Source organism: Shimia sp. R11_0 (assembly GCF_017744035.1).
Classification (GTDB): domain Bacteria; phylum Pseudomonadota; class Alphaproteobacteria; order Rhodobacterales; family Rhodobacteraceae; genus Shimia; species Shimia marina.
The window spans coordinates 1-18,349 of sequence record NZ_JAGHQY010000013.1; the positions used below are offsets into that span (position 1 = coordinate 1).

Annotated in this window: 18 protein-coding genes and 1 pseudogene; 15 read left to right on the forward strand and 4 right to left on the reverse strand. The window is 56.5% G+C overall.

All coding sequences use genetic code 11. The annotated features are described in order from the left end of the window. A pseudogene (locus J7382_RS18975) lies at positions 1-115 on the forward strand (IS5/IS1182 family transposase); the annotation flags it as partial. 27 nt (positions 116-142) lie between these two features. Here the strand turns inward: J7382_RS18975 and J7382_RS18980 are convergent. Next, positions 143-1,048 (reverse strand): LysR substrate-binding domain-containing protein, encoded by a 906-nt coding sequence (locus J7382_RS18980; protein ID WP_209070568.1) that lies wholly within the window; start codon positions 1,046-1,048, stop codon positions 143-145. A gap of 114 nt (positions 1,049-1,162) precedes the next feature. Between J7382_RS18980 and J7382_RS18985 the strand changes: the two genes are divergently transcribed. From J7382_RS18985 to J7382_RS19040, 12 genes are all read left to right on the forward strand, one after another. Beyond that, positions 1,163-2,191, forward strand: coding sequence for an ABC transporter substrate-binding protein (locus tag J7382_RS18985; RefSeq protein WP_209070569.1), 1,029 nt, complete (start codon positions 1,163-1,165; stop codon positions 2,189-2,191). 76 nt (positions 2,192-2,267) lie between these two features. Continuing rightward, a complete protein-coding gene (locus J7382_RS18990) occupies positions 2,268-3,311 on the forward strand; it encodes an ABC transporter ATP-binding protein (protein ID WP_209070570.1) in 1,044 nt (347 codons plus the stop codon). After that, a complete protein-coding gene (locus J7382_RS18995; RefSeq protein ID WP_209070571.1) occupies positions 3,311-4,171 on the forward strand; it encodes an ABC transporter permease in 861 nt (286 codons plus the stop codon). The genes J7382_RS18990 and J7382_RS18995 overlap by 1 nt, the downstream gene beginning before the upstream one ends. Positions 4,172-4,183: 12 nt before the next feature. Beyond that, positions 4,184-4,978, forward strand: coding sequence for an ABC transporter permease (locus J7382_RS19000; protein ID WP_209070572.1), 795 nt, complete (start codon positions 4,184-4,186; stop codon positions 4,976-4,978). A gap of 3 nt (positions 4,979-4,981) precedes the next feature. After that, complete coding sequence (locus J7382_RS19005; RefSeq protein WP_209070573.1) at positions 4,982-6,073, forward strand: FAD-dependent oxidoreductase; 1,092 nt, start codon at positions 4,982-4,984, stop codon at positions 6,071-6,073. Beyond that, a complete protein-coding gene (locus tag J7382_RS19010; protein ID WP_209070574.1) occupies positions 6,066-6,368 on the forward strand; it encodes a (2Fe-2S)-binding protein in 303 nt (100 codons plus the stop codon). Before J7382_RS19005 ends, J7382_RS19010 begins: the two co-directional genes overlap by 8 nt. After that, the gene (locus J7382_RS19015) at positions 6,365-7,756 is read left to right on the forward strand and encodes an NAD(P)/FAD-dependent oxidoreductase (RefSeq protein ID WP_209070575.1); all 1,392 of its coding nucleotides are present in this window, start codon (positions 6,365-6,367) and stop codon (positions 7,754-7,756) included. The genes J7382_RS19010 and J7382_RS19015 overlap by 4 nt, the downstream gene beginning before the upstream one ends. Before the next feature lie 12 nt (positions 7,757-7,768). Then, positions 7,769-8,113, forward strand: a complete 345-nt coding sequence (locus J7382_RS19020; protein WP_209070576.1) for a RidA family protein — start codon at positions 7,769-7,771, stop codon at positions 8,111-8,113. 371 nt (positions 8,114-8,484) lie between these two features. After that, entirely contained in the window at positions 8,485-9,735 is a 1,251-nt protein-coding gene (locus J7382_RS19025; RefSeq protein WP_209070577.1) for a sarcosine oxidase subunit beta family protein, read from the forward strand. A gap of 102 nt (positions 9,736-9,837) precedes the next feature. After that, a complete protein-coding gene (locus J7382_RS19030; protein WP_209070578.1) occupies positions 9,838-10,128 on the forward strand; it encodes a sarcosine oxidase subunit delta in 291 nt (96 codons plus the stop codon). Continuing rightward, positions 10,125-13,079: a sarcosine oxidase subunit alpha family protein gene (locus tag J7382_RS19035; RefSeq protein WP_209070579.1), complete on the forward strand. Its 2,955-nt coding sequence runs from the start codon at positions 10,125-10,127 to the stop codon at positions 13,077-13,079. The genes J7382_RS19030 and J7382_RS19035 overlap by 4 nt, the downstream gene beginning before the upstream one ends. Further along, positions 13,072-13,635: a sarcosine oxidase subunit gamma gene (locus J7382_RS19040; RefSeq protein WP_209070580.1), complete on the forward strand. Its 564-nt coding sequence runs from the start codon at positions 13,072-13,074 to the stop codon at positions 13,633-13,635. Before J7382_RS19035 ends, J7382_RS19040 begins: the two co-directional genes overlap by 8 nt. Here J7382_RS19040 and J7382_RS20035 read toward each other — a convergent pair. The 3 genes from J7382_RS20035 to J7382_RS19055 all read right to left on the reverse strand — a co-directional run bounded on the left by J7382_RS20035 (position 13,632) and on the right by J7382_RS19055 (position 15,916). Continuing rightward, positions 13,632-13,763, reverse strand: coding sequence for a helix-turn-helix domain-containing protein (locus J7382_RS20035; RefSeq protein ID WP_247745120.1), 132 nt, complete (start codon positions 13,761-13,763; stop codon positions 13,632-13,634). The genes J7382_RS19040 and J7382_RS20035 overlap by 4 nt on opposite strands. A gap of 303 nt (positions 13,764-14,066) precedes the next feature. After that, positions 14,067-15,125, reverse strand: coding sequence for a sn-glycerol-3-phosphate ABC transporter ATP-binding protein UgpC (gene ugpC / locus J7382_RS19050; RefSeq protein ID WP_209070581.1), 1,059 nt, complete (start codon positions 15,123-15,125; stop codon positions 14,067-14,069). Then, positions 15,122-15,916: an IclR family transcriptional regulator gene (locus tag J7382_RS19055; protein ID WP_209070595.1), complete on the reverse strand. Its 795-nt coding sequence runs from the start codon at positions 15,914-15,916 to the stop codon at positions 15,122-15,124. The genes ugpC and J7382_RS19055 overlap by 4 nt, the downstream gene beginning before the upstream one ends. A 148-nt stretch (positions 15,917-16,064) precedes the next feature. Between J7382_RS19055 and J7382_RS19060 the strand changes: the two genes are divergently transcribed. Together J7382_RS19060 and J7382_RS19065 are read left to right on the forward strand one after the other, a co-directional pair. Next, the gene (locus J7382_RS19060; protein ID WP_209070582.1) at positions 16,065-17,321 is read left to right on the forward strand and encodes an ABC transporter substrate-binding protein; all 1,257 of its coding nucleotides are present in this window, start codon (positions 16,065-16,067) and stop codon (positions 17,319-17,321) included. 100 nt (positions 17,322-17,421) lie between these two features. Then, positions 17,422-18,348 carry a sugar ABC transporter permease gene (locus tag J7382_RS19065; RefSeq protein WP_209070583.1) on the forward strand — a complete coding sequence of 309 codons (927 nt, stop codon included), beginning with the start codon at positions 17,422-17,424 and terminating at the stop codon, positions 18,346-18,348. Position 18,349: the final 1 nt, after the last annotated feature.

Consider the following 18,349-nt stretch of genomic DNA (forward strand, 5'->3'; position numbering starts at 1 on the left):
AATCATGTTTGGTAGGTTGAAGGATTGGCGGCGTGTGGCAACCCGCTACGACAGATGCCCGAAGGTCTTCCTGTCCGCAGTCGCCCTCGCAGCACTCGTGATCTACTGGCTATGAGTCCTGACCCTAACGCAGGGAGATCCGTTAGCTACTCTTGAGACGCTGCTCTAGCCTTTCTTTGGTGATCTTCGCAAACGCCTCACAAATCTGAGATTGCGGACGATGGCGCGGAAACAACATCTGGTAGGCATAGCTGACCGACGGCTCGAAAGGGCGCGCAACCACGAGATTTAGGCGGGTGAGATAATTAGCTGTGATTGGATCAATGATGGAAAGACCCGATCCGCTTGCCACCAGATGACCGGCGGCAAAAGACAACTGTGTCTCTACCTGCAGTCTACGTTCGACATTTGCCGCCTTAAAAATGGCGTCAATCTGCTGGCGGATGGCATAGTTCAACCCCAGTGAGATGAACGACTCCCCTGCCATGTCCTGAGGTGTCAGGGCCTCTCGCTCTGCAAGCCGGTGGCCAATCGGCAAAACCGCAACCATGGGCACTTCACACAGGGTTTCAGAGGCCACCGCCGGATGGGAGACACTGCGTTCAGCAAAGCCAAGTTCGAATTGCTGCGAGGCGATGCATTGCAAGACTTTCTGAGAGCTGTGGATCTGCAGGGCCACAGAAATCTCTGGGCGATCGGCGCAAAACTCTGAGATCACATCCGGCAGGAACTCAAGCGCCAGAGCGGGCAGGCCAGCAATATGCAGGGCCCCGCGCCGGAAGGTGCCAATTTCCCGCGCGGCTTCGGCGATGGTCGACAAGCCAATGAAAGAGCGATCCACCTCTTCGAAAAGCGCGACAGCCTCAGAGGTCGGGGTCAGGCGTTTTTTCTGACGGATAAAAAGAGGATAGCCGATTTGAAGTTCTAGATCAGAAAGCAGACGGCTGGCCGCAGGCTGAGTGATATGGATCCGACGGGCAGCTTCTGTGACGCTGCTTGTCTCCATCATGGCGCGAAAGGCCTCAAGCTGGCGATGATTAAGCTTCACGGGCTCCCTCCTAAATCATAACATTTTGGCATGAATAGCATGGATATTTGAATTTGAAATATGTTATTTATCCTCGATACAAAGGGCACAATCAAAACGCCTAGGGAGGACCAAATGCGTTCTACACTCATTGCGGCAAGTGCTCTGGCCATTTCGGCTGGGCTGGCACATGCGGAAGACAAAACACTGTATCTCGCGGCTTACGGTGGCTCGACGGAGACGCTGTTCAAGGAAGTCATCATCCCCGCTTGGCAGGAAAAATCCGGGGCCGAGGTTGTGTATGTGCCGGGAAATTCCACAGATACGCTGGCAAAACTGCGTGCGCAGGAAGGCGCTCAGGAAATCGACATCGCGTTCATCGATGACGGCCCGATGACACAGGCGATTAACTTCGGGTACTGCGACACCGTAGACGAAGCGACTTTTGGCGATCTCTATGACGCATCCCGGATGCCCGACAACAAAGCGGTAGGCGTTGGCATCGTGGCAACCGGTCTGGCCTATAACGCCGAGATGTTTGAAAAAAATGGCTGGGAGGCTCCAACCTCTTGGGCAGATCTGGCGGACCCAAAGTATAAAGGCAAAGTTGCGATTCCGCCGATTACCAATGGCTATGGCTTGCACGCGCTGATCATGGCGGCCAAGCTGAATGGCGGTGGAGAAACAGACATCGAGCCTGGCTTTGAAATGTTCCAGGACAAGATCGACGACAACGTGTTGGTCTATGAACCCTCTTCCGGCAAAATGTCCGAACTGTTTCAAAACGGTGAGATTGCCATGTCCGTCTGGGGATCCGGACGTCTGAAGTCGCTGGCCGATACCGGCTTTCCAGGCGCATTTGCCTACCCGAAAGAGGGTGCCGTCAACCTCCTGATCGCTGCCTGTCCTGTGGTGGATTCCGATGTGCCAGAGCTGTCTCAGGATTTCCTGAAGTTCATCACCTCTGCTGAAATGCAGAAATACTTTGCCACCGAAAAAGGCTGGGGCCCGGTGAACAAGAATGTTGAACTGACAGAAGAACAGATTGGTGCTCTGCCTGTGGGCCCGGATCGTGTCGACACGCTGGTGAACATTGACTACACCGTGGTCAACGAACAGCGCGGCGCGTGGACCCAGAAATGGACCCGTCAAATCGAGCGTTGAACGCTTCTCATTTCATGAAATGCAAAGACGCGGGGCTGAAAATCCGCGTCTTTCTTAGCCTCTAGGGACCGCGTGGATGTCTTTCCTCAGCCTCAAGAACCTCAACAAACAATTTGGCGATTTCACCGCCGTGCGCGATATGACACTGTCCATCGAAAAGGGGGAATTCGTGTCACTGCTTGGGCCGTCCGGCTGTGGCAAGACCACAACCCTGCAGATGATTGCCGGATTGCTGGAGCCCACATCCGGGCAAATTCTGCTGGATGGTCGTGATATCTCTCACACGCCCCCCAACAAACGTGGGCTTGGCATTGTGTTTCAGTCCTATGCACTGTTCCCGCATATGTCAGCCTTGGACAATGTGGCCTTTGGTTTGGAAATGCGCGGCGTCGGTAAAGCGGAGCGGCAGGATAGGGCACGCAAGGCGCTTGAACAGGTCAAGCTGGGCCAGTTCATGCAACGCTTCCCTAAGGAAATGTCCGGGGGGCAGCGCCAGCGGGTTGCTCTGGCACGGGCGCTGGTGATTGAACCGCCTGTGCTGTTGCTTGATGAGCCTCTGTCCAATCTGGATGCCAAACTGCGTGAGGACATGCGGCTGGAATTGCGCCTATTGCAGCAGGAAATTGGTGTCACCACCATTCTGGTCACCCATGATCAGGAAGAGGCGCTGTCGATGTCTGACCGCATCGTGGTCATGAAAGAGGGCGAGATGGAACAGATCGCAGCACCGCTGGATCTCTATGAACGCCCGGTCAGTCCGTTTGTGTCCGACTTTGTTGGCAAAACCAATCTGTTCAATGCTGTGATTGTCGACCGCGATCACGTCAAAGTCGCCGACCACCTGCTTTTACTGCCGGATCATGGAATGGCCGGTGGTGCCACCATGCAGCTCTCGATCCGGCCCGAAAAATTCGCACTCAGCCCGGACGGTGATGGCGACGAGGTCCAGGTTGAAGCGGCGATTTTTCACGGTGCCAACTGGCTCTACCGTGTGCGCGGCGCTATGGGGGAGCTGTTTGTCACGCAACCCAACACCGGCGCGCCGGGTTTTGTGCGCGGACAGACCGCACGTTTGACCTGGCCTGATGGTGCCTTGTCGATGTTTGCGGAGGTCTCATAATGGCCAGCTCTGCCAACAAAGCCGCATGGGCGATGACGGCCCCCGGTGTGATCTTCTTTGCCGCCCTGCTTGGCGCGCCGATGATCATGACCTTTCTGCTCAGCCTGCATGCCTATGATTTCAACGCGGGCGTGCTGCCGGATTGGACATTGGCGAATTATGCGGACGTGCTGGGCGACAGTTACTTTCACAAGATCTTCCTGCGCACCTTTGGGCTGGCCGCGCTAGTCACGGTGATCTGCGTGCTGATTGGTGCGCCCGAAGCCTATGTTTTATCACGCCTGCAAAATCCGTGGAAATCCATCTTCCTGCTGGTGGTGCTTGGGCCGCTGCTGATCTCAGTCGTTGTGCGCACACTGGGCTGGGCGCTGTTCTTTGGCGGCAATGGTGTTTTGACCATGGTAGCCCAAGGGCTGGGCTTCAGCGATGAGCCGGTGAGCCTGATGTTTACCTTCACCGGGATGACCATTGCGCTGGTGCACGTTCTGGTGCCTTTCATGGTGATTTCTGTCTGGGCATCGCTCCAAAAGATTGATCCGCAATCTGAAGACGCGGCTTGGACCCTTGGGGCCTCTAAGTTGACCGTGCTGCGTCGGATCACCCTGCCGCAGGCCATGCCCGGTATTCTGTCTGGGTCGATCATTGTTTTCGCCCTGACCGCCAGCGCCTTTGCCACGCCTGCCATCATCGGTGGACGCCGGATGAAGGTTGTGGCGACCGCCGCATATGACGAATATCTCAGCACGCTGAACTGGCCTTTAGGTGCCACGATTGCGGTGCTGTTGCTGGTGGCGAATGTGGTGATCATTGTCACCTACAACAAATTGGTGGAACGCCGTTTCGCCAAAGTCTTTGAGTAAGGAGCCCGTGGTATGCAACGTCTTGGCCCCATTGCCCTGATCTTTCACGCCTTGTTTGTGGCATTCATCATGGCCCCTCTGTTGATGGTCGTCGCGGTGTCTTTCACCGACAAAGGCTATCTGTCCCTGCCCACTGACGGTCTGTCGCTGCGCTGGTTCTATGCGATCCTCGACAACCCCGATTTCATCTCAGCATTCTGGGTGTCGGTTTGGTTGGGGCTGTTGTCCGCAAGTATTGCGGTTGCCATGGCGGTTCCCGCAGCGCTGGCCATTGCGCGCCGCAAATTCCCCGGTCGCGATGCGATTTCGGCCTTCCTGCTGTCCCCGCTGATGATCCCGCATCTGGTGCTGGGTGTGGCCTTCCTGCAGTTTTATTCCAAGATCGGTATGGGCGGCAGCTTTGCCGGGCTGACTGCAGCCCACGTGGTGCTGGTCATGCCTTATGCATTGCGTCTTGCGCTGGCCTCGGCCACGGGATTGCCGCAGGATGCAGAACAGGCGGCGATGACGCTGGGCGCGTCAAAGTTCACGGTCTTCCGTCGTATCACCCTGCCGCTGATCCTACCCGGCGTGGCAGGGGGGTGGATCCTGTCCTTCATAACCAGCTTTGACGAACTAACTATGAGCGTCTTTGTTGCCTCCCCCGCCACGCAAACCCTGCCGGTGCGCATGTATCACCATATCGCGCAGACGATTGATCCGCTGATTGCCTCGGTCTCTACCGTACTGATCGTGCTGACTTTCCTGCTAATGTTGGTGCTGGATCGCCTCTACGGGCTCGACAAAATCTTTGTGGGCAAAGGATAAAACATGACAACGCTAGTGATTGGTGGCGGCGTTGTTGGAATGTCGGTTGCCTATGGGCTGCTGAAACAGGGCATCCGTGTCACTGTCATTGATGGCAGCGACACGGATGCGCGAGCCTCGCGCGGGAACTTTGGATTGGTCTGGATTCAAGGCAAAGGCGCCAAGGCCCCGCACTACGCCGCATGGTCGCGCAGCTCCGCCAAACTGTGGCAGGGATTTGCGCAGGATCTCAAGGAGGTCACGGGCATTGATATCTCCTTCAGCCAAATCGGTGGGGTGGAGTATTTCACCGATGCCGATGAGTTGCAGCAGGATGCCGCTGATCTGCAAGGCTTGCGCGACCACTTCAAGGGCGACTATCCGTTTGAAGTGCTGGAACACAGCCGCCTCAAGCAACTTGTGCCAGAAATCGGACCCAAAGTTGTTGGCGGCATCCATTCCCCCATGGACGGGCATGTGAACCCTTTGCTGTTGCTGCGCGCCTTGTCAGCTGCGGTGCAGCAGATGGGCGGGCGACTGCAGACCGGTGCCAAAGTCACGGATATTACAGGGGCGGATCGGGCTTACACCGTCACTCTTGAGACTGGGGAACGCCTTGAAGGGGAAGCTTTGGTCCTCGCCGCGGGGCTCGGTTCTGCGGACTATGGCGCAGACTTGGGGTTTGAAGCCCCTGTGCGCCCACAACAGGGACAGGTTCTGATCACTGAAAAGCTGCCTTTTTTCCTGAAATATCCTTCAGGCCGGATTCGGCAGGTGAATGAGGGTGGTGTTCAAATCGGAGCCTCAAAGGCAGAAACCGGAGCGGACACCACAGACCTGCCCACTTTACAGGAACTGGCCCGCTATGCCGTGGATGTGTTTCCCTTGCTGGAGCATGTTCAATTGGTGCGCAGCTGGGCCGCGTTGAGGGTAATGTCCCCTGATGGTCTGCCAATATACCAACGGTCTGCGAAATACGCCGGGGCGCATTTTGTGACCTGTCACAGCGGTATCACCTTGGCCGCTGCTCATGCTGGGCTGTTGCCGGACTGGATACAGGACCGCAACACCGCCCCCGACCTTTCTCTGTTCAGTGAAAGCAGGTTCAATGTTTGATCCACTTGAGCCAGAAAGCGCCGATCAGGTGCAGTTCCACTTCGAAGACCGCAGGCTTTCTGCGCCGCGCGGTGCAACTGTGGCGTCGGCCTTGCTGAGTGCGGGCATCACAGCTTTTCGCGAGACCCCTGTTTCTGGCGCGGCGCGGGGTCCCTTCTGTCTGATGGGGGCGTGCTATGATTGCCTTGTCTCCATCAACGGCGTGACTGTGCAGGCCTGTATGACCCCAATTGAAGAGGGCTTGCATATTTCCCGCGTGCGGCCCCGTTTGACAGAAGATGAGAGCACAGCATGACGGCCGCATTTGACATTGCCATTTTGGGGGCTGGGCCTGCTGGGATGGCTGCCGCCGCACGGGCCACGCACCTTGGGGCGTCTGTTGTGGTGTTGGACGAACAGCCCAACCCTGGCGGTCAGATCTATCGCAATGTGGATCAGGCCAGTGCAGCGCAGCACCGTATCCTCGGCCCAGACTATAGCCATGGACGCGATCTGACGCAGGCTTTGCGGAGCAGCGGCGCGGTCCATTGCGCCGGTGCAACCGTCTGGGATGTCAGCCGGGATGGGCGTGTGACCTATTCGAAAGGCGGTCAACCCGAACAGATCCACGGCCGTCATCTTATACTGGCCACAGGGGCAATCGAACGGCCCATGCCGCTGCCCGGCTGGACTCTCCCCGGCGTGATGACCGCTGGTGCCGCACAAATTCTGCTGAAGTCCGGCGGTCTTGTGGCGCGTGATCCGGTACTGATCGGCTGTGGCCCATTGCTCTATCTGCTGGCGGCGCAGATGATCGCAGCCGGGCGCAAACCGCGCGCCATGATCGAAACCCAAAGCCTGAGCGACATGTGGGCCGCACGAGGTGATTTACCTGGTGCGCTGCGCGGTTGGCGCTATCTGGCAAAGGGCGTAGGCCTACTGGCAAAAATCATGGCCGCGGGCGTCCCGCGCTACAGCGCCGCGCGCGACATCGCACTGGTGGGGAAGGATGCGTTGCAATCTGTGCAATTTAAGTCTCGCGATACATCCTATGAGATCACAACCGACACCGCCCTACTGCATCATGGGGTGGTCCCAAATACACAGATCAGCCGCGCCTTGCGATTGGACCATGCCTATGACCAAACACAACGTTGTTTTGTGCCGAAAGTTGATGCGCTTTGCACCTCCTCGGAGCCAAATATCAGCATCGCAGGAGATGGTGCCGGCATTGGGGGCGCGAAAGTGGCAGCACTGTCTGGTGAGATTGCCGCCTTTGGCGCCGCGTGCCAGTTGGGATTGATCCCCCTTCAAGCGCAACAAGCAGGTGTGGCACCGCTCATGAGAAAACGGCGACACGAGCTACATGCACGCCCGTTTCTCGATCGGTCCTATCCGCCTGCGGCACAAAGCCTGTCGCCCGCAGATGCCACGCTCATTTGCCGCTGCGAAGAGGTCACTGCCGGTGATATCCGTCGCTTCGCAAAGCTGGGCTGCAAAGGACCAAATCAGGCAAAGGCCTTTGGTCGCGCAGGGATGGGCCCCTGTCAGGGGCGCTTCTGCGGTTTGACCGTGACCGAATTGCTGGCGCAGGAAACCGGACAAAGCCAGGATGACACAGGGGCGCTGCGCATTCGGGCGCCTTTGAAACCCGTGACATTGGGAGAGTTGGCGGCGTATGACGCCAACAGCCAAGAGACTTAAAAGGACAACATCATGATCGAACGCCTGCATATCGGCCAACGAATGAGCAAGATCGTCAAACACAATGGCACCGTCTATCTTTGCGGTCAGGTCGGCAACGCCGAAGACAATGTGGCAGAGCAAACCGCCGAGTGCCTCCGCCGCGTCGATGCGCTTCTTGCGGAGGCTGGATCCTCGCGTGAGCAGATCCTGCAGGCCATCGTCTGGGTTGCAGACATGGCCGATTTTGCTGAAATGAACGCCGTCTGGGACGCCTGGGTGCCGGAAGGCCATGCCCCGGCGCGCGCCTGCGGCGAAGCCAAGCTGGCGCGCCCGGAACTGAAGGTTGAAGTGATCATCACGGCTGCCTGCAACTAACGCGTGCAAAAGACCAAAAACATATGAGCTCTCGCGTAGCTCTGATTCCCAGAACTTGCCTGAACGCCCCTTTCGCGTTCAGGCACACGTCTTTCCAGACACCTTCCTCCTTCGCCCAATGCACGCTTTAAAGCGACATTAAGCACGATGTGCCTTCCACTGCTTGCCGCGCGGGACCTGTATCTGCCCCTTTTCATCTACGCCGGGCTTACGCCTTCTCCGTGAGGTGCGATCGTGAGTGAAAGCGTGCATTTCCTTCAAACGCACACGATCTATGTCGGATCTGAAAGTGTTTTTGTCCGAAACCGAGGCCGGAAAAGACGCATTCATCACTTAGACATAGAGCGGCAACCAATAGGAGCCCATCCGAAATGAGATTCTCGGCGCTGCGACTTTTTAAAGAAGCCTTGACCGGCCACAGGGGATGGGGGGCGCATTGGCGGGACCCGGCACCGGCAAACGCCTATGATTATGTCATCATAGGCGGTGGCGGCCATGGCCTGGCCACAGCCTACTACCTCGCCAAGGAATTCGGGGCAGCGCGTATTGCGGTACTTGAAAAAGGTTGGATTGGCGGCGGGAATGTTGGCCGGAACACAACCATCATCCGCTCGAATTATCTGCTGGATGGCAACGAGCCATTCTACGAGTTCTCACTAAAGCTTTGGGAAAACCTCGAGCAAGACTTCAATTATAATGCCATGGTCAGTCAGCGGGGTATTCTCAATCTTGTGCACTCGGATGCGCAACGGGATGCAGCAAGACGGCGCGGCAATGCTATGATCCTCAACGGATCGGATGCCGAACTTCTCGATACCGCAAGCGTGCGAGAAATGTACCCGTTCCTGAACTTCAATGATGCCCGTTTTCCTATCAAAGGAGGCTTGTTGCACCGTCGTGGTGGCACTGTACGCCATGATGCCGTGGCTTGGGGCTATGCACGCGGCGCAGATATGCGCGGTGTCGACATCATTCAGAACTGTGAAGTGATAAGTTTCCGCATCGAAGGCGGTAAAATTCTCGGCGTCGACACCACCCGCGGCTTTATTGGTGCGAAGAAGGTTGGCGTCTCTGTCGCCGGCAACTCAAGCCGAGTGATGGAGAAAGCCGGCATGCGCCTTCCTATTGAGAGCCACGTGCTACAAGCTTTTGTTTCCGAGGGGCTCAAGCCCTTCATTCCTGGGGTCATCACCTATGGCGCAGGGCATTTCTATTGCAGCCAGTCTGACAAAGGTGGGCTGGTATTTGGCGGCGACATCGACATGTATAATTCCTATGCCCAACGCGGAAATTTGCCGGTGGTCGAGGACGTCGTTGAAAGCGGCATGTCGCTGATCCCGGCACTCGGCCGGGTACGGTTGCTGCGCAGCTGGGGTGGGATCATGGACATGTCCATGGATGGGTCACCCTTTATCGACAAAACTCACATTGAGGGTCTCTATTTCAACGGGGGCTGGTGCTATGGCGGCTTTAAGGCGACGCCAGCGGCGGGATACTGCTTTGCCCATCTCCTCAAAACGGATCGCCCGCATGAGACGGCAATGGCCTATCGTCTCGACCGGTTCCTGACCGGCCACATGCTGGATGAAAAAGGGCAGGGCGCCCAACCCAATCTGCATTGAGGATATGGCTATGATCACGACTTTCGTAGGCGATCTGAGCGATCACCGGATAAATTGCATCCGGGACATCACAATTATTCACCAAGGATCGGAGGACGCAGCATGCTGATCGATCACCCATTGCTGGGCCCGCGTGATGCACAGGAGTTCACCTATCTTGGCGATGCCTCGCTGATCCATCGCCCAGACTGGCAGGCTGAAAATGCTGTGCAGGCTTTTCACGACTATCTTTATCTGCGGGACAATCCGGCTGGCATACACCGGGAGCTGTGGTTCCACGAGCAGGGCGACCGGTCCTGGCTGGTGGTGACACGCGACACGCTCACCCATGAAATTCTGAAAGTTGAACTGGCACGCGATGTCGCCAGATCGGCGGGAAAGGCAGAGCAATGACACAACGCAATCGTTTAAAGGGCGGTTTGATCAATCGGGATGCCGCTCTGACCTTTCAGTTCGATGGCAAAGCCTATCAGGGGTTTGAAGGAGATACACTGGCCTCCGCATTGCTGGCAAATGACGTCCGATTGATGGGGCGATCGTTCAAGTATCACCGTCCGCGCGGGGTTTTGACGGCGGGCAGTGAGGAGCCTAATGCGCTGGTTGAACTGCGCAGCGGAGGGCGTCAGGAGCCAAACACACGTGCGACGGTGGCGGAACTCTATGAGGGATTCAGCGCGAATTCACAAAACCGCTGGCCCTCGCTTGAGCGTGATTTCATGGCGATCAACGATCGCTTCTCTAATTTCCTGACCGCAGGGTTCTACTACAAGACCTTCATGTGGCCGAAGGCTTTCTGGGAGAAACTCTATGAGCCGATCATCCGCAAGGCGGCGGGTCTTGGGAGCCTGACCGGCGAAGATGACCCGGATCATTACGACAAGGGTTTTCTGCATTGTGATCTGCTGATCATCGGCGCAGGCCCCGCCGGGCTGGCGGCGGCGCTGACCGCCGGACGCGCAGGCGCGCAGGTCATTGTGGCAGACGAAGATTTCCGTATGGGCGGTCGCCTGATCGCGGAAACCGGTGCTCTGGCTGAGATGGCGGGTGAGGACTGGGTGACACAGACGCTGGCAGAGCTTGCGTCGATGGGCAATGTGCGGGTGATGCCGCGCACCACTGTGTTTGGGGCCTATGACCACGGCATTTATGGCGCTGTAGAGCGCAATGCCGACCATTTGATTGCCCCGGCAGCGGATAAGCCGCGCCAGACGTTGTGGCGGATCTACTCCAAACGCGCCGTCATCGCGACAGGGGCAATTGAACGCCCGATTGCGTTTGAAAACAACGACCGTCCCGGCGTGATGCTGGCGGGCGCTGTGCGGACTTATGTCAACCGCTGGGCGGCGACACCGGCGCAGTCTGTTGTGGTTTTTGCCAACAATGATGACGCGCATCAGACCGCGCGTGATCTTATGGCACGCGGTGTTGTTGTGCCTGCGATCGTTGATACACGCCCGGATGCACCGAATGTGGCTAGCGCAGCGGTGCTCAAAGGCGCGGAGATCGTGGACAGCTCTGGCCGTCTGGGGCTGACGTCGGTCCGTGTGCGCATGGCCAATGGTCAGATCCGCGACATCGCTTGTGGTGCGGTGGCCATGTCCGGCGGCTGGAACCCAAATCTCGGTCTGACCTGCCATCAGCGTGGGCGTCCGGTCTGGAATGGCGATATTCATGCGTTTGTGCCGGGTGAGGGCCTGCCTGTTGGTCAGATTGTGGCTGGCGCAGCAAAAGGAGATTTCACAACAGAGGCTGCGCTGAAAGGCGGGGCTGCTGCTGCGATCGCGGCACTCGACGATCTGGGGATCACAGCAACCGCTGCCGATTTGCCCGCGGCGGCAGATGCGCCGGTTGCGATCACACCATTTTGGCACGTCAAAGGCGCAAACCGCGCCTGGCTGGACTATCAGAACGACGTGACGGTCAAAGATGTGAAACTGGCGCATCAGGAAAACTTCACCGCAGTGGAACACCTGAAGCGCTACACCACGCTGGGCATGGCCACAGATCAGGGCAAAACCTCCAACGTCGGCGCTTTGGCGGTGATGGCGGAGCTGACCGGCAAGTCGATCCCGGAAACGGGCACCACGATCTTCCGTCCGCCATATACACCGGTTGCCATGGGGGCCTTGGGGGGGCGCGCCGTGGGCAAGGATTTTCACCCAACCCGTCTGACACCGAGCCACAAATGGGCTGAGGAGCAGGGGGCTGTGTTTGTCGAAGTTGGCAACTGGATGAGGGCGCAATGGTTCCCGCGACAGGGCGAAACCCATTGGCGGCAATCTGTGGATCGTGAGGTGTTGCAGACTCGCCGTTCCGTGGGCGTGTGTGATGTGACCACGTTGGGCAAGATTGACGTGCAGGGCGCGGATGCTGCGGCTTTTCTGAACAAGATCTATGCCAATGGTTTTGCCAAGCTGGCAGTTGGCAAAACGCGCTATGGTTTGATGCTACGAGAAGATGGCGTGGCGTATGACGATGGCACCGCTGCACGATTGGCGGAGGACCACTTTGTGGTGACAACCACCACTGCAAATGCGGTTGTTGTGTATCGCAACATGGAGTTTGTCCGCCAATGTCTGTGCCCGGAGATGGATGTTCAGCTGATTTCAACCACCGAAGCCTGGGCACAATATGCCGTGGCAGGGCCCAACAGCCGAAAGCTGCTTCAGAAAATTGTCGATCCCGAATTTGACATCTCCAACGACGCTTTTCCGTTCATGGCTTGCGGCGAAATCACCGTTTGTGGTGGCTTGCGCGCGCGCCTGTTCCGGATCTCTTTCTCAGGCGAACTGGCCTATGAAATCGCGGTGCCGACACGGTATGGTGACGCCATGATGCGCGCGCTGATGGAGGCGGGCGAGGAGTTTGATGTTGTGCCTTATGGCACCGAAGCGCTTGGCGTGATGCGGATTGAAAAAGGCCATGCTGCGGGCAATGAGCTCAACGGCACCACTACGGCGCTGAACCTCGGGCTTGGGCGTATGGTCAGTACCAAGAAAGACTGTATCGGCAATGTGCTGAGCCGTCGCGATGGGATGAACAGCAAAGACGCGCTGGCGCTGGTTGGGGTGAAACCGGTCAATGCGGCAGATCCCGTGCCTGCCGGGGGGCATCTGATGAATGCCACCGGGCCGGTCGATGCAGCCCATGATCAGGGCTATGTCACCTCTGCGGCCTACTCGCCGATCCTTGAAAGCTCCATTGGGCTGGCTTTTTTGAAAGGCGGTTTTGATCGCAAAGGTGAAAAGCTGCGCCTCGTGAATCCGTTGGAAGGCCAGGAGGTTTTGGTCGAGATTGTCAGCGCCCATTTTGTGGACTCTGAAGGGGAGAAACTCCGTGCATAAATTGAAGGCGATCACACCTCTGGGCAAGGCCGAGCCAGCCATAGACTGCATTGGTGCTTTGACGATCACCGAAGTCGTGGATCGGGCCATGGCCTCAGTTGCATCTCGTGAAGGACAGACACGGGCACTGCGCCAAAAACTGTTTGAAAAAACGGGGCTGTCGCTTCCTGAGGTCAGTCAATCAACGCAGGCAAATCCCTACGCAGCCTTTTGGTCTGGCCCCAATCAATGGATGATAACAGCGGCTCACGATGATCATGAAGGGCTCGCCGCAGAGCTCAAGAGCCAATTGGGAGACTGCGCATCTGTGGTTGAACAAACGGATGGCTGGTGCTGGTTCGAAGTGTCAGGCGATACTGCGTCTTCACTGTTTGAACGGCTTACAAATGCCCCCCTTCGCGAGATGCAAAACGGTACAGCCCTGCGCACAACGCTGGAGCATCTTAGTGTATTCATTTGGCGCTTCAGTGCAGATCGCGTTGCCGTCATCGGCCCCCGATCTTCCGCAGGCTCCCTGCATCACGCCCTAGTCGCAGCGGCAAAATCGATCGCTTAGCCTGACGGCAGCACATCATCACTGCCGACACGCATAGAGTTCTTTGCGCGCCGGTCACCGATCGGCGTGATCCCGTAGGTTTCGCGATAGTAGCGAATGAAAGTGCCGGGAGTGGCGTAGCAGACCATATAGGCCACTTTCGCAATCGCAACATTCGTTTACAGCACCAGCTGTCAGGCCTGCTTCATTCGCATACGCCGATAATAGACCAAAGGACTCTGTCCTGTTGCAGTCTTGAAACTGCGCTCCAATGACCGTGGAGACAGTCCAACAACCCTCAACGCACGCCGATCAGCCTCCTCTGCAAAACCAGCAGTGGCAAATCAAACCGCATCATTGCCGAAATGTTCTCGTATAAACAAATAGAAACGGCCCCTCAACCAAAGAGGGGCCGCTTGTCCAACAGTCCTAAAATGAACAGGTAATCTGTATCAGCGGATACGGGCGCCGGTTTCTGGATCGAACAGATAGATCCGCTCTGGCGGGATAATCAGCCCCACGGATTGGCCTTCCGGGCTTCGCTCATCGCCACGTTCCTCAACGACTAATCGCGTATCTCTGATGCCCCCTAGATAACAATATGACACTCCGCCAAGAGCTTCGGTCAACTCAATGGTCAGTTGATCCTCATTGTGATTCAGCTCCAGATGTTCCGGTCGAATGCCAAGTGTCACTTGGGTCTGATTTTGAGGCAAGGCAATCGGCGTAGGGATAGGCCCAGAAAAGGCGGGGTTGCTCAATGCGCCGTCCACCACGTCACACTCCAAAAAATTCATCGACGGTGATCCGATGAAGCCCGCGACAAAGCGGTTGTCGGGATTACGGTACAGTTCCAGCGGAGCGCCGACCTGTTCGATACGGCCATCGCGCAGCACCACGATCTTATCTGCCATGGTCATGGCTTCAACCTGATCATGGGTCACATAGATCATTGTGGCGCCAATTTCCTGATGCAAACGGGCAATCTCCACACGCATATCCACGCGGAGCTCCGCGTCAAGATTGGAAAGCGGCTCGTCAAACAGGAAGACTTCCGGCCCACGTACAATGGCACGGCCAATGGCAACGCGCTGACGCTGCCCGCCCGAAAGCGCTTTGGGCTTGCGCTTGAGGTATGGGTCAAGCTTCAGGATCGAGGAGGCCTTTTGCACCTTTTCGTCGATCTCAGCCTTGGGATGGCCATTCATACGCAGACCAAACCCCATATTCTCAGCTACGGTCATGTGCGGATAAAGCGCGTAGGTTTGAAACACCATGGCCACCCCCCGTTTGGCAGGATCCAAATGTGTCACATCACGCGTGCCAATGTTAATGCTCCCTTCGGTGGTTTCTTCCAGACCGGCAATCATGCGCAACAATGTGGATTTACCGCAACCAGAAGGGCCAACAAACACACAGAATTCCCCATCCTCGATTTGCAGATCCACGCCGTGGATCACTTGGGTTTCACCATAACGTTTTATGGCTCCTTGCAGAGTTACGCCTGTCATGTGCTCGCTACCTTTTGCTGTCTGGTTTCAGGGAAACGCCAGGCTTGGGCTTCCCGGCCAATCTGGGCGGCTGTTTCCATCACGTGGGGCGCCCATGTTTCTAGTTGTTCAAGCGAGGTCCGACTCGTGGGGCCTGTCACGGAGAGCGCCCCTAGCATACGACCACTTGGCGAAAGAATTGGCACCGCCACACAAACGATACCCGGCTCATGCTCTTCACGGTCAAAACCGTAGCCGCGGGCACGTATGTTTTCGAGTTCAGCACGCAACTCTTCTGCGCTGACCAATGTATGGGGTGTAAAACGGTGGAAGCTCTGTTGTGCAATCGTTTCAGCGAGCGTTGCCTCATCCAGAAACGCCATCATTACCTTGCCCACCCCAGTACAATACGCAGGCCCGACCTTGCCCGCCTGCGAATACATGGCAACAGGGTCACGTGCATTGCGTTTGTCGACATAAAGCACCTGAGATGCATCCAATTGCGCAAGATGCACGGTTTCCTGAGACGCCTGAGAAAGCGCATCCAAATGCGGACGCGCAATGGGGGCAAGGGAGCTCTGTGTCCAAGCGGCATGGGCCAATCGAACAAGACGAATGCCTAGTGAATATGTCTGGTGCTCACTGTCATAGGCAAGCATGCCCTGATTGGTCAGAGTTTGAAGAAACCGATAAAGGGTTGCCTTGGGGTATATGCTTTTTTCTTGCAGCTCCCCGAAGCGCACCGGTCGCTCAAAAGCAGCCACTTGATCCAGCACATCCAGTGCTTTGCCAACTGTTCCGTCGCCTGCCATTGCCTTGTCTTGCTCCTTCACGTTCCCACTCTTGCGCAGGAATCTGTTGACAATCTAACCGAGACTGTGTGTAGTTTTCAATATGTAAAACATGGTTCCAAATAATGGAACACGCATTGCATAATTTTGGAGCACTAGGGAGGACACAATGCTTTCCAAAATGAAGACCACCGCAGCGGCAGCTGCACTCGCGTCTGCTTTTGCTGTACCGGCTTCGGCAGAGCTGAACGGCGATTTAACTATTTTCTTGGACACATCGAATCCGGCGCCACGCGCGACAATGGAGGCAATGATCGCGCGCTTCGGTGAAAAACACCCGGATCTGAATATCGAAACCACTGTTATTGATCGCGAAGCTTACAAGACACAAATCCGCAACTTCCTGACCGCAAACGCGCCAGACGTTGCCACATGGTATGCCGCAAACCGTATGCGTCCGTATGTCGAAGCCGGTCTGTTTGAGGACGTGTCAGATCTCTATGCAGAGCCTGCGATCGCCGAAGGCCTGGCTTCCACAAAGGGCGCGCTGACCATCGATGACAAACAATGGGGCGTGGCCTACACCTACTATCAGTGGGGGGTTTACTACCGCAAAGACATCTTTGACGAGCTTGGCTTGTCTGAGCCGACCACCTGGGACGAAGAGAAAGCGAACTGCGGCAAGATCGTCGAGTCTGGCCGTGCCTGCTACACCATCGGTACCAAGTATCTGTGGACCGCAGGTGGCTGGTTTGACTATCTGAACATGCGCACAAACGGCTTTGATTTCCACATGGATCTGGCGGCTGGCAACGTCTCTTGGGAAGACGAGCGCGTGAAGCAGACCTTCATGAACTGGAAAGAGCTCGTGGATATGGGCGCGTTCATCAAAGACCACCAGACCTACAGCTGGCAGGAAGCGCTGCCATTCATGGTGAACGGGGAAGCTGCGGCTTACCTGATGGGCAACTTCGCTGTGGCACCGCTGCGCGAGGCCGGTCTGAGCGACGACCAACTGGATTTCTACCAGTTTGTGAAGATCAACCCGGATGTTGCGCTGTCTGAAGATGCGCCAACCGACACTTTCCACATCCCTGCAAACGCGAAGAACAAAGAAGCGGCACGTGAGTTCCTGCGTTTTGCCACATCGCCAGAAGAGCAGACCATCATCAACAACGGCAAGAACCTGGGTCAGCTGCCTGTGAACGCAGCCTCCTCCGTGGATGATGACAAGTTCCTGCAGCAGGGTTTTGAAATGCTGTCCACCAACTCCACCGGTGGTGTGGCGCAGTTCTGGGACCGTGATGCGCCAGCAGAGATGGCCAAAGTTTCCATGGAAGGTTTCCAGGAGTTCATGGTGAAGCCAGATCAGCTGGACAAGATCCTGGCAAAGCTCGAGCGCGCGCGCGGTCGTATCTACAAATAAAAACAAGGCGTTGGGTTGGCTATCTGGCCAGTTAACCGTCGTTTGACACGAGAGGCGGGGAAATTCTCCGCCTCTCAGCCCTCAAATCCCGGGTTATGTTATGACCGTTTCTTCTGAAATTCCTGAAACCGAAAGCTGGTTCCACCGCAAGCAACAGCGTATCGCGCCCTGGGTTTTCCTGGCGCCGGGCATCCTGTTTTTCGCGGTCTATGTGATCGCGCCGGTGTTCCAATCTTTCAACCTGTCGCTCTATGAGTGGGACGGGTTGGGAGAGAAGACCTATGTGGGCTTTCGCAACTATGAAGACCTTTATTGGGAGTATGTGGATCGAGACGCCTTCTTTGTGTCGTTGAAAAACAACGTGCTGTGGCTGTTTCTCTACTTGCTTGCCATTCCTGCTGGGCTGTTCATTGCGCTGTTCCTGAACCAGACGGTTGCCGGCATCAGGGTGTACAAATCCCTGTTTTTCTTTCCTTTCGTAATCAGCCAGGTAGTGGTTGGCCTTGTATTCAGCTGGTTTTACGATCCTAACTTCGGCCTCCTCAATACAATGTTGGGCTGGATTGGATTGGGTCCAATCAATGTGCTTGGAAACGAAGACCTCGTGACCTATGGCATTGTCGCAGCAGGCCTCTGGCCACAAACAGCCTATTGTATGATCCTCTATCTCACCGGCCTGAACGCGGTGGATCCAGAGCAGATCGAGGCTGGGCGACTGGATGGGGCCAAAGGCTGGAAAATGCTCTGGCATATTATCCTGCCGCAGTTGCGCCCTGCTACCTTCATTGCCTTTGTGGTGACGATCATCGGCGCGCTGCGCTCGTTTGACCTGATCTCTATCATGACGCAGGGTGGCCCCTTTGGCAGCTCACGCGTGCTGGCTTACTACATGTTTGAAGTGGCGCTGTCGGAATACGGCTTCCGCATGGGCTATGGCGCGGCAATTGCTGTGGTGCTGTTCCTTATCATGCTCTGCTTCATCACCTATTTCCTGTGGTCGATGTATCGCGAAGAGCGAGGGTACTAAG

Coding starts and splice junctions, on each gene's coding strand:
- J7382_RS19020 (WP_209070576.1), top strand. CDS start 7,769: ATGATCGAACGCCTGCATATCGGCCAACGAATGAGCAAGATCGTCAAA.
- J7382_RS19055 (WP_209070595.1), bottom strand. CDS start 15,916: ATGGCAGGCGACGGAACAGTTGGCAAAGCACTGGATGTGCTGGATCAA.
- J7382_RS19010 (WP_209070574.1), top strand. CDS start 6,066: ATGTTTGATCCACTTGAGCCAGAAAGCGCCGATCAGGTGCAGTTCCAC.
- J7382_RS19005 (WP_209070573.1), top strand. CDS start 4,982: ATGACAACGCTAGTGATTGGTGGCGGCGTTGTTGGAATGTCGGTTGCC.
- J7382_RS19060 (WP_209070582.1), top strand. CDS start 16,065: ATGCTTTCCAAAATGAAGACCACCGCAGCGGCAGCTGCACTCGCGTCT.
- J7382_RS19025 (WP_209070577.1), top strand. CDS start 8,485: ATGAGATTCTCGGCGCTGCGACTTTTTAAAGAAGCCTTGACCGGCCAC.
- J7382_RS18985 (WP_209070569.1), top strand. CDS start 1,163: ATGCGTTCTACACTCATTGCGGCAAGTGCTCTGGCCATTTCGGCTGGG.
- J7382_RS20035 (WP_247745120.1), bottom strand. CDS start 13,763: ATGGTCTGCTACGCCACTCCCGGCACTTTCATTCGCTACTATCGCGAA.
- J7382_RS18995 (WP_209070571.1), top strand. CDS start 3,311: ATGGCCAGCTCTGCCAACAAAGCCGCATGGGCGATGACGGCCCCCGGT.
- J7382_RS18990 (WP_209070570.1), top strand. CDS start 2,268: ATGTCTTTCCTCAGCCTCAAGAACCTCAACAAACAATTTGGCGATTTC.
- J7382_RS19000 (WP_209070572.1), top strand. CDS start 4,184: ATGCAACGTCTTGGCCCCATTGCCCTGATCTTTCACGCCTTGTTTGTG.
- J7382_RS19030 (WP_209070578.1), top strand. CDS start 9,838: ATGCTGATCGATCACCCATTGCTGGGCCCGCGTGATGCACAGGAGTTC.
- ugpC (WP_209070581.1), bottom strand. CDS start 15,125: ATGACAGGCGTAACTCTGCAAGGAGCCATAAAACGTTATGGTGAAACC.
- J7382_RS19015 (WP_209070575.1), top strand. CDS start 6,365: ATGACGGCCGCATTTGACATTGCCATTTTGGGGGCTGGGCCTGCTGGG.
- J7382_RS19035 (WP_209070579.1), top strand. CDS start 10,125: ATGACACAACGCAATCGTTTAAAGGGCGGTTTGATCAATCGGGATGCC.
- J7382_RS19065 (WP_209070583.1), top strand. CDS start 17,422: ATGACCGTTTCTTCTGAAATTCCTGAAACCGAAAGCTGGTTCCACCGC.